Below are 22,124 nucleotides of genomic sequence, written 5' to 3' on the forward strand. Positions count from 1 at the left end.
TTATAAATTGTTATTAGTATTTAATTCTTTCAATTTATCATCCAAATATGTTAAAAATTCTGCTTCAGTTTTTATTCCATTTTTCTCTTGTTCCCAGGCACCTAAAAAGTAGAATGAAATTTCACTTGTAGTTGGTTTAAATATTAATAAATGGTCATGTTCCCATTCTGTAACTTCTTTAACCGTTTCAACTTCATAAAATATTGCCATACCTAAGTTATCAGGTTCTAATGCCAACGTTTGTATGCCATATGTTGCAATATATCCCCATTTTTTATTTTCACTTTCTTTAGTAAAATAGTTTACACCGTGTTTTACAATACCGGTACAAATTCCTTCAATTTCTTTTGAAGGTTTTATGGTATGTTGTGTGTATCTTTTATCTGGTTTAATTGATAAAACCTGGTGTAAATCGATAACATCATTTGCTGTTTTCCATCCATAATAATCAGTTATAACAGATGATTTATCAATAGTATTTTCAACTTTAGCAATTGTTGAATCTACTTTAATAAAATGTAAAACTTCATTATTATAAAACCTTCCAATGGAACCAATTCCTAAACCTTTACCAGCTTTTAATATATCTTGCCCCCAGGATTGCATTTCATGATAAGAATCAAAACCATCTAAACCAACTTTAGAAAGCACCATGGTATCTGTTACTTTTCCAAAAATATCAATAGCATTTCTCCAATCTAAATACATTCTGTATCCTACTTTACTACTTTCCCACCCTGGTCCTTCATATCTAATAAACCAAGAATGATCTGTGTGTTCAGCAGGAACTTTTAGTTCAGAAACATTTTTAAAAGTACCATCAATATATTCTCTTCCTTCCCAATGGCCTCCTTCTTTTATGGAGATTTCAGCATATGTTTTTATAACTTCTTGTTCTTTAATAACTTCTGGCTCAACAGTTGTTTTTTTATTTTGATTTTTACAGGCTACAGTACTAATTAATAGTAATACTACAATAATTTTTAATGTTTTCATTTATTAAAATTTATAAAATGTTTCTATTTTTATTTTAAAGTTTTCTCTAAAAAATTGATGATGTATTCAGCTGTTTTATTAAACCAAGGATGAAATAACCAAAAAGTATGTGGGCTTTCAGGAATAGTTTCAACTTGACTGTAAATACCATATCCATCTAATATTTTTATCATATCATCTCTTCCTGCATGAAAACGTTCATATTGACTATTTATGAATAAAATTGGTGGTGTATTTTTATTTGTATGTGTTAATGCTGAAGCTTGCAACCAAGTTTCTAACTTTTCTTCAGAATTTCCACCTAACCATTCACCTGCCATTGCACCTTCGGAAGACTTTGGGTGAATAAATGCGATAACACCATCTAAATCAATAATTACTTGTACAGAAGAAGACTGGTTATAAACATTTTCTAAATCTTCAAAAGTTAGATTGTTGTTTGTTGTACCAATTAAAGCAGCCATTTGTCCGCCTGAAGAACAACCTAAAATTGCAACCTTTTCAGCATCAATCTTAAATTCAGCAGCATTTGCCTTTATAAACTGTATAGCCCTTTTTATATCAAAAATTCCTTCGGGATAAATAGCTTCTAATGACAACCTGTATTCTACCGTAAAACAAGCATATCCATTAGAAGCTATTTTTTGAGCCAATGGCTCCATATGAGATTTATTACCAGATTTCCATCCGCCACCATGAACCAATATAACCGCCGGTTTTAATTGTTCACTTTTGTTGTAAAATACATCTAAATGTAATCTACGCGTTCCTATTTCTTTGTAAACAATCTCTTTTTTTTCAATTACATTTTCAAATAATTGGGGTTTTACAATTTTTATTTCAGGAAAATTCTTTTTATATTTTTCAAAAGAATTTTGTACCGTGTAACTTGTATCAATAGGTATTATTTCTTGAGAAAAAAGAATACTTGAAACCAACATAAAAACTATAAAAAAACCCTTTTTTATTTTCATTATTTAAATTTAAACAAATCTTGAATAACTTATTGTGTTAAATTATTAAAATTCAAAAGCTCCTAAATCTGGTGCACTTCCATTAAAAGATAAACCTACATCTATCCCTTTATCTATTAAATCACTTCCAGCATTTAAATTAAAGAAAGTAACATCTGGCAAACTACCATCTGCTTTTCTAGCGTTTAATAATTGACTATAATCTATACTTTTAAAATCATCTGTAGTTACTGAAATGCCATCTTGCCAACTGTTGTTTGTAACATCAAGTGTTGTTGCATTTATACTTCCAAAGTCACCTAAAACATTGCTATTTTTAATAGTCAATTTTTCAAGCGGATTAGTGTTGCTAAATGAGTAATTTTTTCCATTATCAAAAGCAGCACAATTATAAATAGTAACATTTCCTCTATTGCTGTTATGATCAAAACCATCAAATCCATTTCCTACGGCTATGCAGTTTGTAAAAATAGCATTGTGTTTAAGATCTTTATTATCACTACCACCAGTTTTAAACCCATTTCCATCTCCTCCACTTACGCTGCCATCTTTTAAGAAACCATTTTCTATTGCCCAACAGTTTTCATAAGTTGTAGTGATATTATCATTACCTCTTAAATAGCCATCCCATCCATCATCTAAATTTTTCCAGGCTCTGCAACCAATAAATTTATTATCAGTACCTGCGTCTAATTTACAAGCAAATCCATCAGCATTTTCTAAACTTGAATCAGCATTATAAAATGAATCACAATTTAAAATAGTATTTTTTGATGCTCCATTACCAATTTGAAGTCCCGTATCTGAATTTTCACTGAATGTACAAAATTCAATCAAATTATTGCTTCCTTGTATAAACATACCGTTATCTCCAGCCCCATAAACGTCAATCCCTTGAATATACCAATAATTACCGTTTAGTTGAATTCCTCTGTTTGAAGAATTTTCAGACATTGAAGAAAAATCGAATTTTGGTCTTGTAGCATCTCCCGGGTGGGCTAATAACGAAATTACATTTGCATCGCTTCCATTATTACCAATTTCTATGGTTGAATCAAACACATAGTCACCGCCATGAATGTAAATTTTTTCACCAGGAACTGCATTTGCTATTGCTGTTAAAATTTCTTGTGAAGTACTTACAATAGTACCTTGAACGGAAGCTATATTATCACCCGTTTTAAATGTATAAGTTGCACTAATTGAAGAATTAATACCATCACTCGTTTCAATATGCCAATAATAAATAGTATTAGGCTCAACAGAAATTTCAAAATTAGTATCGGTAATACCTTTCCATTCTTCTGGAGTTGCTTGGTTGCCGTCAACTGTATCTATAAAAACATCAAATGTTAGCGCTTCGCCATCTGTATCTATATTTGAACTTTCCCATTCAAGCATTACTTTACCATCAACAGGTGCAATTGTAATTCCAGAAAGTGGACTTAAAAGTGAAGCCGGAAAAGGCACGTTATTAGAACCTGCTTCACCTGCTAAATAAAATTTAGAAATATCTGAAACAGTAACAAGTTCTCCAGAATTTTTAGATGTAACTATCCAAGAATACGGAAACCCTCTTTCAAGTTTTACCTCTTTTGATGTACTTACAAGATTAGGTCTTCGAGTAACTTCCCTAGTTACTAAATTAGTGATTTCTAGGTCATAACTTTCTGTAGCTTCTGACGCATTCCATTCAAAAATTACAGTTGCTTTATTTGCTATAATTTCACCTACTTCACATTCTGTATTATTTATTGGTAATACCAATACCGACTTTCCAGGTTCAGTAACAATTTGCGGTTCAATAACATCATCGTCACTTGAACAAGCAATAATTTGAACGCTCACAATAAAAACCAAAAGTGCTTTTATAAAATATATATATTTTGTTGTTTTCATAATTAACTATTCTTTTATAAGTTTAATTGATTCACGAACTGTTTTAGAATTTAATACAAGGAAATAAATACCTTTAGGATAGTTAGTTAAATCAAGATTTATTATTCTATTTCCAGGAACTTCCTTCTCTGTTGAAATATGTTGATTTCCACTTAAATCTGATAAAGAAACATTAACAGATGTATCTTGACCTTTTACATAAACTTGTACAAACCCTTTTGTTGGATTTGGATATACTACAATTTCTTCTGAAACAAATATTTCTTCTGAAAATTTACCTTGACATTCTGAATCTGTTGAAATTTTCACTGTATTTAACCCTTTATTTAGAACTAAATCTACTTGCGATTTACTAGACGTAATTAACTTGCCATTATGCTCAATATTATAACTTGTTGCTCCAGATAATGAATACGAAACAATATTAGTTGTTCTGTTTATTGAAGAATATGCATCAAGAGGAGTTAACCCTTCAATTACCACATTAAAACACTGTTCAAAATTATCTCGTCCTTCAATTGAAATACAAACTTTATAATTTCCAGCTGATAAATTTTCAATAATATCTGAGAATCCATTTGATGAAGAAAGAGTTGCGGTACCAGTTCCAGAACCAGATACTGAAACAATATAAGTGTAATCTGTACTTTTTGCACTTATACTAATACTTCCATCATTTACACCATTACAGCTAACAGCAGTAAGTGTTATACTGAAATTATCAGCAGGAAGGTCAAATACTTCACAACCAAAAACATCTATTGTAACGCCTTCTGGTGAATTCGGACAACTATCTTCACTATCAACCAAACCATCTCCATCACTATCGTCGCATATATCTCCAATACCATCATTATCCATATCTGCCTGATCAGGATTATATCCATAAATACAGTTATCATTTGAATCTAATATTCCGTCACTATCTGAATCGTCTGAAGCAATTAAACCTGGTAATGGATCCCAATCATCATTACCTTTAGTAAAATTAAAAGTAGTAATCTCTGTACCGTCGGTAAGTATTGGTGCAGTTAACACTGTTGACCAAGAAGCACGGCTAGCTAAATTATTTTCACCAGAAGCTTCATTGGTTCCATATTCATACATTAGTTCGGATTCGCCACCTAATGTATTTTTCCAACCTTCTGGATCAATTAAAGATTTTCCTTCATATCCACCATAAGTTGATGTAGCTATATTTGTATTATAAAACACCACTTCACTAGTTGTTGCTTGCCAAGGTCTTCCATAAAATCCTGGCTTAGCTCCCTGATTTGAAGCTGTATTAACTCCTGGTAGGGTTGAAATTATATTACATTCATACATTAAAAATCCTCTTCCACTACCTTGTTGAGCGGCAGTAATATAAGCAGCATCACCACTTGTATCGCTGGTGTTTAAAACAAAATCCGATTTATAAAAAACAGCCGTCATACCTCCAAATATGTAATCAACGGCTCCCATCATAGCTCCTTTAAAAGCTACTAATCTAGAGTTTGAACCACCATAGAAAGAATCTTGTCTACCAACAATTCTACATTTGTTTAAAATAACTTTATCAGTTCCATTGGCTACACCTATTGCTGCAGCGCGTTCAACAAATGTTCTTTGCTGAACATCCGTATTACCAAAATTAGTTGGTCTTACTCCTTTATTTCCATTTCCAAGTAAAACAACATCTTCTGATTCTTTTTTAGAAATATATTGATTGAAAGAGTTTTCAATAATAAGATCTTCTGCAATAAAACCATTACTACTTACAACAAGTGTTGCATTCCAATAAGAAGCATTGGTTGTTCCAGAAACGTTGGTATATGGCTGGTACCCATTCGCTTTATTTACTTCTAAAGTTTTGGCATTCCATTTATTATCCATTCCTTGACTAAAGTAGTTATAACCATATCCGTAATAAGATGTAATACGCACAGCACTATCATCAATATCAACTCCACTATTTTTCAACTCAATACTTGGTATTGCTGCAGCGTTTTTTAAAGTAACATTTTCACTATTAATCACTACCATCTCTTCATAATTTCCAGGATCAATTAAAACAGTTACACGTTCATTATTTGGCCTATCCATTTGTGCAATTGCATAAAGTGCTCCGTTAATTGTTTGAAAATCCTTGTCAACTCCTACTTTTAATTCCGCTGCATAGTCAACTACAGTTGCAACTGCAATATTTGTAATATAAGTTGTTGCTCCAATAGTAATTGTAGCTGTACCAGCTTCACTTCCACCGTATACATATTCAACTGTTTCCAATTGAGAGGTGCTTCCACTATTACTTGTTATTGCTTCACCTCCATTAATAGAGAAATTTGCCGCGTAATAATAAGTTACAATCATCTTTTCCCCTGGATTAAGAGGTACTATAATTTCAGCATCTGTTCCACAAGAAAGATGCCCTTTAGCAATTTCATTTTTAATAGCACCTGAAAATGCAAGACCTTTATAATATTGAGTCTCATTTGTAATTACACTATCATTAAAAGGCCAATTTGTAACTGCATTAAATGTTAACGTTTTTGCTAATGAAGCACCTGCAACTTCTAAATTAGATGTAAGTGCTAATTCAATCGGATATTCATCTAATCCTTCAACAGTAATTTTATAAACACCATCTCTTAATGCTACCGAAGTAATATCACTAAATGTATAGGTATAACCCGTTTCATTTAAATTAGCAAATGTTATTGACAGTTTACTTTGCTGTTCCGTGTCTAATCCTGGTGTATTAATTGTTATATCATAAACTGGCTTACTGTCAAATATAATATCTGATGAAGTATCACTATTTGAAATTGTAATTGTATTTTCTGCAATATAAAAATCGTTTATTCCTTCAGCCGAAATTGTGTACTCTAAATTTGGTTCTAATTGAACTGTATAAGTTCCAGCTTCAGCATCAATTACAGGAAGCGGACTAAAAACAGTATTTACAGATTCATCTGGTGTATAAATTAAATTTAAGTTATTTATATTAGAACCTAATCCTACAATTGAACCTGTTAATGTGTATAGTTCAACTTTTTGAATAGAAATATCATATGTTGTTGTTGAAGAATCTATTTCTAAGGTAGTTCCATTTGAAATTACGTATCCGTTTGCATTTAATAAACTAAGTTCATAGCTATATCCAATTGGTAAATTTATTTGATAAGTTCCACTAGATGGAGAAACTTCCCAAGTTTTACCAGCTTCATTCATAAATTGAATAGTATATCCATCAGGAATATCAGTAGCTTCAGTAATATCTAAATTACCCGTTAAATTTAAATATGATGCATCTTTTCTTATTACTCTATAATAACTAGGTTTATCTACTGCATCATAAATATGATAGGTACCTGATTTTTTTGCAACAAAATTAAACGTTGTTAATGTCCCTGGTACATCTACAATATCATCTTGATAATTTAGATCTGGAACATATTCAAAATGAACTTTTCCACCACCCGACTGTGTTAATGCATAAAGCGTAACTTCATCATCTTCACTTAATGCCAAACTAATATAACGTCCTGTAGCACCCGAAGCATTCACATAAATTCTTCCTGTAAAATCGGTTTCTCCTGAAGTATTCTCATCGTATCTTGTAAGATTTGTATTTAAAGTTCTCAATCTATCATTAGATCCTCCAACCCAGCTAAGGACACCTGCAGAAAATGAAGGTAAAACTTGCCCTGGTGAACCAGGACTGATGGAAGCATCATACCAAGCATTAATTTCATCTTCAGTTAGTTTGTTATTAAATTCATTTTCATCAAATTGTTGTGCACCAAAATCCCAAACGTCAGCTAATCCGTTTGAAGGATCAATAGCTGCAGCATTTTCAATTGTTAATCCGTGCATATAAATTTCTGCAGTTGGAAAGTTTTCACTTTTTAACGTTGCAGTAATAATACCTGCAGGACCTGTATAAGAAAAACTTGAAGCAAATGCATCTCCTTGTCCAATATTTTGAGCTGCAGAAGTACCTACAACATTTAAATTCTCATCAGTAAATTCAAAAATACCATCAACAGCACTTCCATAAGTACACACAATAAAACTTATTGTTGCATTTCCTGCTACTGCAATATCGAATGAATTACCTGGAAATAGCACCAAACCATGAGAAGCATCATGGTATCCAAATTTTCCAGCTTCATCAGTATTATTGCTATTTATAGTAACAATACCATCACTTGTTAAAAAAGTATCATATCTAAGTGATGAATAAGATGTTTGTGGAACTTCAGATCCGTCTGCAAAATTATAAGTATATACAACACCTGGCTCAGCAGCTATAGAATTACTACTATCTCCAATAGTTATAGGGTATGATATTGGATCTGTTGATTGATCTGTAAAACTAATAGTCAAAATGTCTTCTGAAATAGAAGCCGAAGCTATATCACCTGAAACTGTTGGTGAATATGTACTAAGGTCTTCACCAGCTAAATCAATAAGTATTGAAGCACCTTCATTTGTTGCACTTATAACAGTACCTTCACTAACACTAACCGTAGCATTACTACTTGCATCAACTCCCGATGTAAAATTGATTTCAGTTCCATTTATTGTAACTGTTCCTGTTTTTTGAACCCAAGATGTTAAAGAAACATCATAAGGAATTGGTGAAATCTCTATATAAGGTACATAATTTGTTCCTGTAAAATCTAAAGTTACTGTTCCTGCACTTCCTACATACGTAAAATCTACGGTGTCACCATCATTACCAAAATTACCTGCTGTTGTTGATGATTGTGAAGGTAAATCAAAAGAACCTGTAGCACTTGATACTGCAATAGTACCATTTGAATAAATACTTCCTCCAATTTTAACCATTGAATTTCCAGCAACTTGAAGAATTATTTGGTTTCCAGTTTTTAGTATAGAACCGTGTTGAGTACCATTATATCCATAAGCATTACTTGACCCAACAACAATATCAACTAAACCTTTTGAAATTCCTACATTACCAGTTGTTGAATTTGGGATAATGCTTCCATCTCTAAAATCAAAATAATATGGCACATTTTCTTCTGCTGTTTGATAAGCAGCTCCTAACTGAGCAGGGATTACATCTAATTTTGGTAAATATATATCACTACCTGGTGCTAAAGCTTTAAAGTTTAAATTGGCTGCACCAGATTTTCTTGGTTCAGAATACACAAAATTATATGTATCAACCAAATCATTATCCATTTTTGTTGCCTGTGTACCTAAATCATCTGCAATTGTTTGTGTTCCTTGCATACTTAATGAAGAGTATGCAGATCCTAAGAAACTAATTGCACTACTTCCGTTTACTTGTAAATTTATTTCAGCATCAACTTTCATATTTAATCCATAAGTACCTCCATGAAGACTATAAGATCCACTTAATGTTAAAAGACCATCTGAACTTTGACCATTTCCAACAATACTTCCATCTCTAAAATCATAAGTAACAATATTATGCAAATAACTATTATCATATATGTCTAAAATAAATGTTTTTGGGTCAGAACTACTATCATTAAATGTAATTTCTAATGTATCTCCATTAACAACAGCTGAAGCAATATCGCCTGAAACAGCTGGTGTAAATGTTGTTAAGGCATTGCCTCCAAGATTTAGTGCTATGTTTCCATTATCTTTTGCATTACTTAAAACTACTCCTTGACTTATTTCAATAGTTGCAACATCTGATGAAGTTGCTCCTGACGTAATAGAAATAGTTTCTCCATTTATAGTTATAGTACCTGATTTTTGTAAATAAGAACTAAGAGAAACATCAAAAGGAATTGGTGAAATTTCAATAAATGGAAGGTAACTTGTTCCTCCAGTATTTTCAAAAACTACTGTTCCAGCAGTTCCTACATAAACAAAATCTACCCAAGGTCCACCATCAGCTCCTTGTGGGTAAGTTGTTGAAGTTGCATGACTTTGAGATGCAATATCCAATTGTCCTGTTGTAGAAGATGCATTAATTGTACCTCCTGAATATTGATCTCCAGCGAGTCTAATTTTGGTGTTACCGGCAACTTGAAGTGTAATAATGTTCCCATCCTTATATGTAATACCATGTTGAGTACCATGATAGCCATAAGCATTACAACAGCCTGCTTCTATCTTAAAAAGTCCTTTTTCAATTATAGCATTTCCAGGATCTGTAGATGCTACAATTGTTTCGTCACGTAAATCAAAACTATATGATATATTTTTTTCAGGTGATGTGAAATTTATACCTAACTGAGAAGGAATCACTTCTATTGAAGGAAGATAAGTATCACCACCAGTTCCTTCAACTGTTTTAAAATTTAATGTAGTTGCAATCCCTGAATATACAAAATCATAAGTATCAACCCTGTCATTTACAACTTTTGTAATGTGCTCACCTAAACTAAGCCCCGAATTAATATCAGTTGCTACCATATTCAAACTTGAATATTGTGAACCTATAAATCTTAAGGTACAACTACCATCAACTTGAATATTAATTTCTTGATCGATTTTAAGATTAAGACCATAGTTAGTTGAATGATAACTATAATCACCCGCTAAAGTAAGTTTACCATCAGTACTTTGCTTATTTGTAATAATGGTTCCATCGGTAAAATCATAATTTATGGTATTTTGATTTTGCGAATAAGATTCCAATACTCCTAATGAAAGGAAAAGAATTAAAAAGAGTAATTTTTTCATCATGTTTTGGCAGTTTTACTATTGATTAAAATTTGGTTTTAATTTTCGATGTTTGGATAAATGTAATCGATTACATAAAATTATAAAAAAAAATGACACTAACAAAGTTTTTAGTCTTTTTAACAAAAAGTAGTTTGGTAATTATTCTAGTATTAACCTTTTAACTAAAATTTTTATAAAACAGTAAAAATATTTAATTAGTGTTCATTGAGTGATTGTATTTTTTTATAATTAATAAAGAGGTATACAAAAATATATATACCTCTTTACTAATATTAACAAATAAACAATTTTATATAATTTTACTTATTAAGGTCTCCAACGTGGGTCTCCTACTTGATTATCTAATAATGTTTGATTAGTAACTGTAAAATCACCCGCAGATGCATCAACAAATCCAGGATCTAATTCTGTATAGTTGTTAGCATCGAAGATATATTGTGAGGAGTTAACAAATCCAGGTGCATTAAAATAATTATTATTATCAAATATAGGAGTTTCATCTATACCAGATCTGTCAGCATATCCTTCTGATGCAGTTTCTGCAATTAAATTATTAGTAGAAGTTATCTCATTTGAATCAAATCTTACATAAAAAATTCTTCTACTACTAGAGTTAGAACATGCATATAAAGTATTTCTATCTAATAATATATTAGAAGTACTACTACCATTTGATGTACCAGCAGCATCCATTCTTATAAAATCACGACCAGGAGCACAGTTATTAAATGTACTTGTAGTAACATTTAAATTTAATACATCTCCATTTCTAAAATCAATAAAGTCTCCTCCATCTGTAAGTATGTTTGTTACTATACAATTTTCAACAGTTAGCGTTTGTAAGATTGCATCTGTAACGCTACCTTGAACAAACGTTCTAGTAAAATCGTGAACATTACATCCACTAATTAATACTGAATTATAATTACCTGCCGAACTAAATTTAACAACATCCGTCATAGTAGAAGCTCCATCTAAATCTAAATCGATTAGACTAACATCCGTTGCACCAGCATTTAATTCAAAATTAATATTTAATAATGGTTTGTTATAACTTCTTAAACCTTGAATAGTAATTGATTTATCTAAAGAAACTGTCCCAGTTTGTGCTGTGTAGTCACCGGCTTCTAATAGTAAAATATCTCCATCAGCAGCATCAGCAATCATTTGAAATAAATCATCAGTAACTAAAACCAAGGTATTATCTCCAACATCTATTCCTGTTGAAAAAGACGAAGAACCTCTAACTTTAGTATTATTATATAACACAGCTGAATAATCAGTTTCACTATTTAATCCAGTAACTGTAGCAACTCCATCAATTTTTTCTTGAGCTGTAATAGCATGTATAATATTACCAGGATTGATAACAATTTGTGTAACACTAATATTAGGCACCCATCTAAAAGTAGCTTCCAATGCCTTAATATCACCAGGCTCTGAGGCAAGCATAAGCTGTTCCGTTAGCGTTTGAGCAGATATTAATGCCCAGGTAGAGTCTTCTAATCCTCTAGCACTTATTGCTTGAACTCTAATTGAATAAAGAGTTTCTCCTTCCATTGCAACCTGAACTGGTAATTGATCACCCGTAACTTCTATAGTTTTTACTATATTACCAAAATTTGGATCATCTGCACTAAATTCAACTACATAACTATTTATTTCTTCGTTTACTGTCCAATTTAATTCTACAGTTGTTTGATTTCTAACTCTTGCTGTTAGTGCAACTGGAGCAAATTCTCTATCCACAGCTAACTCCTCAATTACATCAACGTCGTATCCACTACAATTAGTGAATGTTAATGCAAGGAGTAAGGTGATAACTAATCCTTTTAATATATTTTTTGTTTTCATAATCATAATAAAGTATTATTTCGTTTAAATTGTTGTTAGTTTTTAATATCCATAATCATTAACTAACTTACCATTACTTCCATCAATAAACACTTGCCAAATTGGCCAAAACTGTCTATCATCAGGGTTAACTCCCGTTTTGTAAATTGAATTTATCATCTCATCAAATACAGGATTCCACGTAAAAGCAGAATATTCTACTCCAGGGTCTTGATTCTCACCTCTATTTAAACCATAAATATTTAAAGTTTCGTTGTCATCTTCATATTTATAATATAAAGTGCTTGGTACATCAGCATAATCTCCAGTACGATTTTGTAAATCTATCATTTTAGCTTTTGCTTCATCTAAATTTGCTTTTAGCATATTCCAACGAATAAGTGATTGCTTACGCTCCATTTCTCCTGTGAATTCATATTTATGCTCTTTTACCAGTGCATTAAACATTGCTTCCTTACTAGATAATGCATTTACATAAACATCTACTTTTTCAGCTTGAAATTCAGGGCTAAATGCTCTCATACGAATTTCTTTTAAGTAAGGTGCAGCAGCAGCTGGACCTTCTAATTCATTCGCAGCTTCAGCGGCAATAAAAAGAATTTCTGCATAACGCATAAATATTTTATTTACTCCATCATCATTTGTTGAAGTAACATATCTATTCATCCATTCGTAACGATATTTTCCAAAATACCAAGTATCTAATCCAACTAATTCTTGTTGAGCAACACCATTAGCAGGGGTACCCCATCCATAAGGAACACAACTCACATCTCTACGACTATCAGCTTCATCAAAATCATAAAATACAGTAGGTAACGGACCTGCGATACCTCCTCTAGGCTGACCAGTATATTGGTCAACACCTCTGTGTCTCACTGCAAAAGAGAATAATACACGTCCACGACCTGCAGCAAAAGGAATTTCCCAAAGAGATTCACTACCTGCATTTGTATTTTCCTCATTATAATTTCTCCAGAATGTTTCAAATGAAGGCTCTAAATGAGCAGTTCCACTACTTATAATTGAACGACATTCATCAAGTGCAATTTTGTACATTTTTTCAACTGAAAGTTCTGGGTCATTACTTCTTCTAATACCATCAGGATATTGCATATAACCACTGGCAACCATTGCTAAACGAGCTCTTAACCCTTTTACAAAAGCTTTGTTTATTCTTTCAACTGATGTTGTAGCAGCAGTTTCATTAGGCCATGCTACTAATGTAGATGCTTCTTCTAAATCTTGAATAATTTGTTTATAAATTATATCACGACTTGATTTTTCTAAATAAATAGTTTCCGAATTAATAGGTTCAAAACGTGCAGGAACATCTCCCCAAGTTTTCATTAAATCAGTATAATAAATTGCACGCAATGTTAAAGCCTCACCTAATAACTGCCCAAGTTCAGTTTCTGGCTGTGGATTTCCAAAACTACGTAATCCTCTAATACAAATATTTGCACGCTCTATACCTGAATACATCATAGCCCAAGCATTATTTGTACTATTCATTTGTGAATTATTAGGTTTAGCATCATAAATCATAAGTTCACCTTGAGAACTACCTGCATCATCTGAGCTATAATTCCATTCTGTATCCGTATTAAATCCATAAAAAGGAATAAATCGTCCTCTATATGAATTTGTTTGTCCCATCGGTTCTAATATTCCGTCTACTGCTCCTCTAGCTAATCCAGCATTCGAAAAAATGATAGATTCATCTAGTGTTGATTTCGCTGGTGCATCTAAGAAATCTTCATTCATTTCCTGACACGAACTAAAAAGTCCAGCTATTATTATTGCAAAAATTAATATAAAATTTTTCATCTTTAAATAAATGTTTTAATTAAAAATTAAGGTTTAACCCAAAAACTATTGATCTACTACGTGGAAAAGGAGAATAATCTACTCCTGGTGTAAGAGGAGTCTTTCTTCTTGTTGACACCTCAGGATCAAGACCTGTATAGTTTGTAATAATGAAAACATTATTAGCTGTAGCATAAAATCTCAGTTTAGAAACACCAATTTTTGAAACTATTGATTCTGGTGCTGTATACCCTAATGTAATTGTGTTTAATCTTAAAAAAGAACCATCTTCAACTGCCCAGTCGCTAAAAACAAAACGAGACATATATGGCGACCACATTGTAGTATTAGCATTAAGTGCTGTTAATTGTGCTGGATCTGTAACTAATTGACCAGAAGCTGGATCTAAATTTGTCCATCTACTTCCATCAGCCATAATTGTACTTAAATTTCTGTATTGTCCGTTTTGATTAGATGTAGTAAATTCAATTTTATTTGCATTGTACACATCATTTCCTACACTCCAGTTAAAAGCTGCAGAAAGATCAAAACCATAAGCATTCGCATTAATAACAAAACCACCTGTATGTGTTGGATTAGAATCTCCAATAATAGTATTATCATCTACAGTTACTAAACCATCACCATCTATATCTTTTAATTTCATAGAACCAGGCATAACAGCACCTATAACTGCTGCATTATCAACAACTCCAGATTTCAATGTATAAGTTCCTGTTCCTGAATCAAAATCAAAGTCTGATACTTCGTAACGCCCATCACTTTCATATCCATACATTAAACCTATAGGTTGACCAACATTTATAACATAATCATTTCCTATTTGAGTTGAAGCCCAATTCGTATTTTGACCAAAATCATCCATAACTCCAAGTGAGTTTATACGATTTTTGTTAAATCCAATGTTAAAAGAAAAATTTAAACCATAATCTTCTTTTTCAATTGCTCTTACATTTAAAGAAGCTTCAATACCTGTATTTTGAGTTTCCCCCATATTTCTATACTGACTTACATAACCTGTTCCCGGTGTAGGAAAATTGATTAATAAGTCTTGAGTAACATTTTTATAAGCTTCTAATGAACCGCTTATACGACGATCTAATAAATCAAAATCAATACCCAAGTTTTGAGTAATGGTTGTTTCCCATTTTAAATCTGGATTAGCTAAAGTATTAGAGGCTGCCCAATAATTAGAAACTCCATTTATATATGTTGTAGTTTTTGACTCAAAATTTTGAACTGTTTGTCCAGATGGGATATTATTATTTCCAGCCTGTCCGTAACTTAACCTAAGTTTCAATGAATTAACCCAAGAAACATCTTTTAAAAAATCTTCTTCTTTCATCTTCCAAGCTAAAGCCGCTGATGGAAAATATCCCCAACGATTGTCACCTAAAAATTTACTTGAACCATCCGCACGGTATGTTGCAGTTAAAAGATAACGATCTTTATAACTATAATTTACACGACCAAAAAACGATAATAATTTATCATCTGGACTGTAATAGTTATCAACTGATATTGGTACACCTTGGCTTGTTAAATTTCTAGAAGTATCAAAGTCAAAAAACTTCGGAAAACCTTGAATTTCGGTAGTAACATCATTGGTTTTAGAAACTATCATTTCCTCACCTAAAAGAACTTTTAAGCTATGTTTTTCATCCAATATTTTATTAAAATCAAAATTAAATGTATTAGCATTTCTAAATCGCTCTCTTTTTTCATCACTAAATAACAAAGAAGGTAATCCTTGATTTTCAGCAGCTGGTCTATTACTTGCATAATATGTAGAGCGTCCATAAAAACGGTAATCTAAATTACTATAATTATCTAAACCTAAATCAGTTTTAAATTGAAGGTTTTCAATTATTTTCCAAGAAAAACTTCCAAGTACATTGTAATTTTTTCTGAGTTTTTTACGTTGATTATCATCAACAGCAACAAAAGGATTAACTAAATAACTAGAAAGTGCTTCATCTGTATTTGTAGTTGTTAAACCTGGTAATGGAATTGGTGAATAACCAACACTATGTCTAAGACGTGCATCTGCCGAAGAAACTTCATTTTGTTCATTCGCTCCACCTCCATTAATTTCTGTATCTGAGTAACGTATTGTAAATGATAAATCAATTTTTTCGCTGGCTTTACTTTTTAAGGCTAAAGACAAGTTATCTCTTTTAAAATCTGAACCCAACATAATGGTTTTTGCATCATAACGTGCGTAGTTAAAATTGAAATTAATTTTTTCAGAACCACCACGAATTCCTAAATCATTACTCAACACTTCACCCATTTCTCCATAAATCTGTTTCTGCCAGTTATTTCCTATCATACCTGCATATTGATCATAATCTTGCCATTGCCCAAAATATTTTTCATAAGAATCTAAATCATCTGGATTATCAAGTAATGCATATTCATATTGCCATTTAACAAAATCTTCTGGCTCTTGCACATCAATAGTTTTTGCGATTTTACTTACTCCGTAGAAAGTGTTAAAATTTACTTGTATTTTACCATCTATACCACTTTTAGTAGTTATAATAATTACACCATTTGCACCTCTTGAACCATAAATAGCTGTAGATGAAGCATCTTTTAAAACTGTAATATTTTCAATATCTGCAGGCGAAACATCGCTCATGCTGTTTACAGGAAATCCATCAACAATTATTAATGGAGAGCTATCTTGTGTTAAAGAACCTCCTCCTCGAATTCTAATTTTAATTTCTGCATCTGGAGAACCTTCTGAAGAAGTCACTTGTACCCCAGCCATACGACCTTGCAAAGCCTCTGCAACATTTGAAACAGATTGCTTTTTTAAATCATCACCTCCAACAGAAACAACAGAACCTGTTAAATCCGACTTACGTGTTGATCCATAACCTATTACAACAATCTCGTCTAATGCTTCTAAATTTGCTTTTAGCACAACATTAAGAGAAGTTTTACCTGCCACATTTATTTCCTGTGTCTCAAAACCAAGGTAGCTAATAACTAAAATTGCATTAGAGTTTGATACTTTGATAGTAAAATTACCATCAAAATCAGTTGAAGCTCCATTATTTGTTCCTTTTTCTAAAATATTTACTCCAGGCAATGGTCCCCCAGATGCCTCAGTAACAACTCCACTTATAGTAGATCCTCCTTGGGCATATAGAGTATTTCCCAAAAACAAGGTCATAAAAACTAAAAATGTAAAACTACATTTTAATAATTTTTTTAATAAAGGTTTGATATTCATAATTTGTTTCTATTTGGTTATTGTTTAATTAATTAATGTTTGTCATTAGTTTTCCATTTATATATGTATCTGTAAAATTTATATTATTCACATTTTCAAGTGAATATGGCTTTTCAACTTTTTCTATTTTCACATTTTTTAAAGTAATATTTTGAATAGGTAATTCTTTATATCCGTTAGCTAAAATTCCAAATTTACCACCGTTTTTAACAGTTATATTTTCTAAATATATATTTCTTACTTCAGGAATATAACCTCCTTCTTGCACTCCATATATACCGTAAAACATATTAATCTTTAAAACTGCTTCTTTAACTTGACCAACTTCAATATTTCTCACAAAAATGTTTTCAACAAGGCCACCTCTTTTTGAATTTGATTTAATTCTAATAGCTCTATCAAGATTAGGGCTATCCATTACACAATTTTCAACAAAAACATTTTTAACTCCTGCAGAAATCTCACTTCCCATAACAACACCACCATGACCATCAATCATTTTACAATTTTGAACTACAATATTTTCACTTTTTATAGCTACTCTTCTTCCATCACCATTTCTACCTGATTTTATTGCAATACAATCATCTCCAGTATTGAAAGTGCAATTTTTAATAATTACATTTTTAGAATATTCCGGATCACACCCATCGTTATTCGGACCATGACTTTCAACTGTAACACCATCAACAATTACATTTACACATTTTATAGGGTGCATTACCCAAAACGGAGCATTAATAATCTTAACACCTTCAATCATAACATTTGTACATTCAAATGGCTGAAAAAAACTTGGACGCAAAAAATGGTTTTCACCAAAAACACGTTCATTTAAAGGAGTATTATTCTCTCCCATATCCATTAACACTGGCAGGTTTAAACTATCTTTTTGCTGTCCCATTCCTGGTTTCCATCCGTAAGAATCTTTCCCGCACCAAGGCCACCAGAATTCATTACTCGCCTGTCCATTAAGTATTCCTTTACCTGTAACCGCTATATTATTTTTTTTGTAAGCATATATTAATGGTGAATAATTCATCAATTCTGTTCCTTCATAAGAAGTATGTACTAAAGGATAATAATCTGCAGGATTTGTACTAAATAAAATCTCCGAACCTTCTTCTAAATGAAGGTTCACATTATTTTCTAAATGAATAGGACCTGTTAAATATTTACCTGACGGAATTAAAACAATTCCACCACCATTATTTGTGCATTCATTTATAGCTTTTTTAAAAGCCTCTGTATTGCTTTCTATTCCATTAGGAACTGCACCAAAATCAAGAATATTAAAGGTTTTATCAGGAAAGGTAGGTTCAGCAGCACTATCAATTATTTGCTGCATTTTATCCCAAGGACTTATAGTAACAATCTTATCTTTTTTCTCGTTGCAAGAAACTACAAATACAAACATTACTAATACCAAAAATATTTTTTTATACATATTGGATAATTTTTTACTATACATTAATAAATAAAAATAATGTAATCGATTACACAAATGTAAAAAAAGACAACAAGAAAACCAAATTATTTGTTAAAATAATATTGAGCTTTAACTTTGAATAAGTTAGGCCTATATATTTAGTTTTTAAACATCAGTTACTACAAGGGTTTTATCTTGTTTCAGTTTTATATTAATATATTTTTATATAATTTAAACGATACATTTTTAATATATATAATTGTCTTACAATGCTTTAAACTTCATAATTTTAATAAATTTCCTATTTAAAATAAAATTCTTTTTAAAAGTATTTTTTTCATTAGAACTTATATAAATATATAAAGTATAATTAAAGGAAAATCTCAGATTCAATTGTATTATTAATTGTAAAACCATACATTTATGTAATCGATAACATTTTATATTTTTAAATAAATAAAAAACTGTATTTTTACAAAATAATTTTAACCTTACATGAGCGGAAAAACTACTATTTATGATATTGCAAAAGAACTAAATATAACTGCAGCTACAGTATCTAGAGCTTTAAATAACAATCCGAAAATAAGTAAAGCCACCCGTAAACTTGTTTTAGAAACAGCCGCTAAAATGAATTATGAGCAAAACAAACTTGCTTTAGCTCTTAAAAGTGGTAAAAGCTATAATATTGGTGTTATTGTACCTAGAATAGATAGTAATTTTTTTGCATCCATAATTAGAGGAATAGAAGAAGAATTATATCCTAAGGGATACCATGTAATAATTTGCCAAACCCACGATCAGGAAGACTTAGAAATAGGAAACATTAATTCGTTACTAAATGCACAAGTTGATGGTATTTTAATGTCGATATCAAATGCTAAATTAGAAGACAACCAAAGTTTTCAAAAACTACTTAAAAAAAATATACCGTTAATATTCTTTGACAGAAAAAAAGATATTAAAGGTGTAAGTTCAGTAACTATTGATGACTTTAAAGGTGCTTATGATGCTACTAAACATTTAATAGATCAAGGCTATAAGCGTATTGCTCATTTATCAAATGACCGCTTACTTTTAATATTTAAAAACAGGTATTTAGGTTATAAACAAGCGATTATTGATAATGGCCTTGAGTTTGATGAAAGCCTTGTAATTGAAACTCAGAGTAAAGTACATGAAGGTAAAAAAACAACTAAAATACTTTTGGATATGGAAAGACCTCCTGATGCCATATTCTCATCCAGTGATTTTACAGCTCTTGGTGCAATTCAAGAAATAAAAGAACGTGGACTTAGAATTCCTGAAGACATAGGCATTATAGGCTTTAGTAATGAACCATTTACAAAATTTATGGAGCTTTCGATAACATCTGTGGATCAGTCTCCTACAGAAATGGGTAGAATAACCGCTCAAGTATTTTTGGAAGAAGTTAATAATGGAAAAAAAATTAAGTCTGAAAAACATGTGGTGCTTTCCCCAGAATTAATGGTTAGAAAATCTTCACGAAGAGAAAATTAATACAAAAAAAATCAGTTTAAAAAAAAGCCAAGAATTAAAATTCTTGGCTTTTTTTTTAAACAAACAAATTATAATGATACCCCTCTACGCCAAGGAATAAAATCGTTTTGATTTAATAATTTCGCTTTAGTTTGTATATTACCACTAGCAACCGCTATCATAAATTCTAACATTTCTTCTGCCATTTGTTCTATTGATTTTTCACCACGTATAACCGCACCGGTTTCAATATCAATAATATCAGGCATTTTTTCTGCTAATTCTGTATTTGAAGATACTTTAATTATAGGAGCAATTGGATTTCCTGTTGGTGTACCTAACCCTGTTGTAAATAAAACCATATTAACTCCAGATCCTACCAAAGCTGTGGTACTTTCTACATCATTTCCAGGTGTACATAACAAATTAAGGCCTGGCTTATAAATATATTCACCATAATCTAATACACTTTGTACAGGTGAAGTTCCTCCTTTTTTAGCAGCTCCAGCCGATTTCATAGCGTCAGTAATTAATCCGTCTTTTATATTTCCAGGCGAAGGATTCATATCAAACCCTGAACCTGCATCTACTACAGATTTTTCAAAAGCTTTCATTAGGGCTAAAAATTTTTCACCATCACTATCATTTACACATCTATTAACCAATTCCTGCTCAACCCCACAAAGTTCAGGAAATTCAGCTAAAACAGCAGTGCCATTTAACGCTACTAATAAATCTGAAACTGCTCCTAAAGTTGGATTTGCTGATATTCCTGAAAAACCGTCTGATCCTCCACATTCTAAACCAACTTTCAATTTAGATAAAGGCGCTGGCTTCCGTTCTGTGTTGTTCGCTTTTTTAATGGCTTCAAAAGAATCTTTTACAATAGCTGATAACATCTCGTCAACTGTACCCATTTGTTGCTGTTCATAAATTAAAACAGGCTTTTTTAAGTCTGGATTAATAGCTTTTAAGGCTTCTTTAAAAATGCTTATTTGTAGATTTTGACACCCTAAACTTAAAACTGTTGCCCCAGCTACATTTGGATTATTAACATAACCTGCTAACAATTTTGCTAAACTTTCTGAATCCTGCCTAATACCTCCGCAACCACCGGGATGAGTAATAAACTTAACATCAATATTATCAAATACATTTTTAGAAGTTTCTGTTTTAACTTCATTTTCACCTTCACCACTTACTAAAGAACGTAATAATAGTTGATGTGAACTCTCTTTTTGTTTTAAAAGTTCTTTTTCGAAAACTTCTTTTAAAATTTCAATATTTCTGTTTTCACAAAATACTAGCGGAAAAAATAACCAAACATTTTCAATACCAACTTGACCGTCTTCTCTGTGATAGCCTAAGAATGTTTTATTTTTCCATTTTTCAACATCAGGAGCAGTCCAACTAAATGATTCCGTTTTTCCAAAAACTTTATCACTTTGGTGCTTTACATTATTAATTGTTAAAACATCACCTTTTTCTATTGTTTCATTGGCAGTTCCCACAAGAACGCTGTACATAATAATTCTGTCACCAGGTTCAAACTTTTTTAAAGCTATTTTATGTTTTGATTTTGTATCTGATAAAATAGTAATATTTTCACCTTCAAAAGCAACAACTTCTCCTGCTTTTAAATTTATCAAAGCAACTGCAACGTTATCTGATGAATTTACTTTTATAATTTTGTTTTGCATTCTATTATTCTGTTATA

10 protein-coding genes are annotated in these 22,124 nt (G+C 31.4%); 1 reads left to right on the forward strand and 9 read right to left on the reverse strand.

All coding sequences use genetic code 11. The annotated features are described in order from the left end of the window. From BX611_RS08150 to BX611_RS08185, 8 genes are all read right to left on the reverse strand, one after another. Entirely contained in the window at nucleotides 1-996 is a 996-nt protein-coding gene (locus tag BX611_RS08150) for a DUF4861 family protein (RefSeq protein ID WP_115879999.1), read from the reverse strand. A 29-nt stretch (nucleotides 997-1,025) separates the two neighbouring features. Beyond that, nucleotides 1,026-1,970: an alpha/beta hydrolase gene (locus BX611_RS08155; RefSeq protein ID WP_115880001.1), complete on the reverse strand. Its 945-nt coding sequence runs from the start codon at nucleotides 1,968-1,970 to the stop codon at nucleotides 1,026-1,028. Nucleotides 1,971-2,015: 45 nt separating this feature from the next. Next, the gene (locus BX611_RS08160) at nucleotides 2,016-3,869 is read right to left on the reverse strand and encodes a right-handed parallel beta-helix repeat-containing protein (protein WP_115880003.1); all 1,854 of its coding nucleotides are present in this window, start codon (nucleotides 3,867-3,869) and stop codon (nucleotides 2,016-2,018) included. Between the two features lie 6 nt (nucleotides 3,870-3,875). Next, nucleotides 3,876-10,550: a pectinesterase family protein gene (locus BX611_RS08165; RefSeq protein WP_147296409.1), complete on the reverse strand. Its 6,675-nt coding sequence runs from the start codon at nucleotides 10,548-10,550 to the stop codon at nucleotides 3,876-3,878. 306 nt (nucleotides 10,551-10,856) lie between these two features. Further along, on the reverse strand, nucleotides 10,857-12,404 hold the full coding sequence (locus BX611_RS08170) for a DUF5123 domain-containing protein (RefSeq protein WP_240324928.1): 1,548 nt from the start codon (nucleotides 12,402-12,404) through the stop codon (nucleotides 10,857-10,859). 42 nt (nucleotides 12,405-12,446) lie between these two features. Beyond that, entirely contained in the window at nucleotides 12,447-14,234 is a 1,788-nt protein-coding gene (locus BX611_RS08175; RefSeq protein ID WP_115880009.1) for a RagB/SusD family nutrient uptake outer membrane protein, read from the reverse strand. Nucleotides 14,235-14,253: 19 nt separating this feature from the next. Beyond that, nucleotides 14,254-17,478: a SusC/RagA family TonB-linked outer membrane protein gene (locus tag BX611_RS08180; RefSeq protein ID WP_115880011.1), complete on the reverse strand. Its 3,225-nt coding sequence runs from the start codon at nucleotides 17,476-17,478 to the stop codon at nucleotides 14,254-14,256. Nucleotides 17,479-17,506: 28 nt separating this feature from the next. Further along, the gene (locus tag BX611_RS08185; RefSeq protein ID WP_115880510.1) at nucleotides 17,507-18,925 is read right to left on the reverse strand and encodes a glycoside hydrolase family 28 protein; all 1,419 of its coding nucleotides are present in this window, start codon (nucleotides 18,923-18,925) and stop codon (nucleotides 17,507-17,509) included. Nucleotides 18,926-19,402: 477 nt separating this feature from the next. Here BX611_RS08185 and BX611_RS08190 point away from each other — a divergent pair, with 477 nt between their 5' ends. Further along, the gene (locus tag BX611_RS08190; protein WP_115880013.1) at nucleotides 19,403-20,428 is read left to right on the forward strand and encodes a LacI family DNA-binding transcriptional regulator; all 1,026 of its coding nucleotides are present in this window, start codon (nucleotides 19,403-19,405) and stop codon (nucleotides 20,426-20,428) included. A gap of 68 nt (nucleotides 20,429-20,496) precedes the next feature. Here the strand turns inward: BX611_RS08190 and BX611_RS08195 are convergent, their stop codons facing one another. Beyond that, complete coding sequence (locus tag BX611_RS08195; protein ID WP_115880015.1) at nucleotides 20,497-22,107, reverse strand: UxaA family hydrolase; 1,611 nt, start codon at nucleotides 22,105-22,107, stop codon at nucleotides 20,497-20,499. Between the last annotated feature and the right edge of the window lie 17 nt (nucleotides 22,108-22,124).

The sequence above is a fragment of the Lutibacter oceani genome, assembly GCF_003384935.1.
Taxonomy (GTDB): Bacteria; Bacteroidota; Bacteroidia; order Flavobacteriales; family Flavobacteriaceae; genus Lutibacter; species Lutibacter oceani.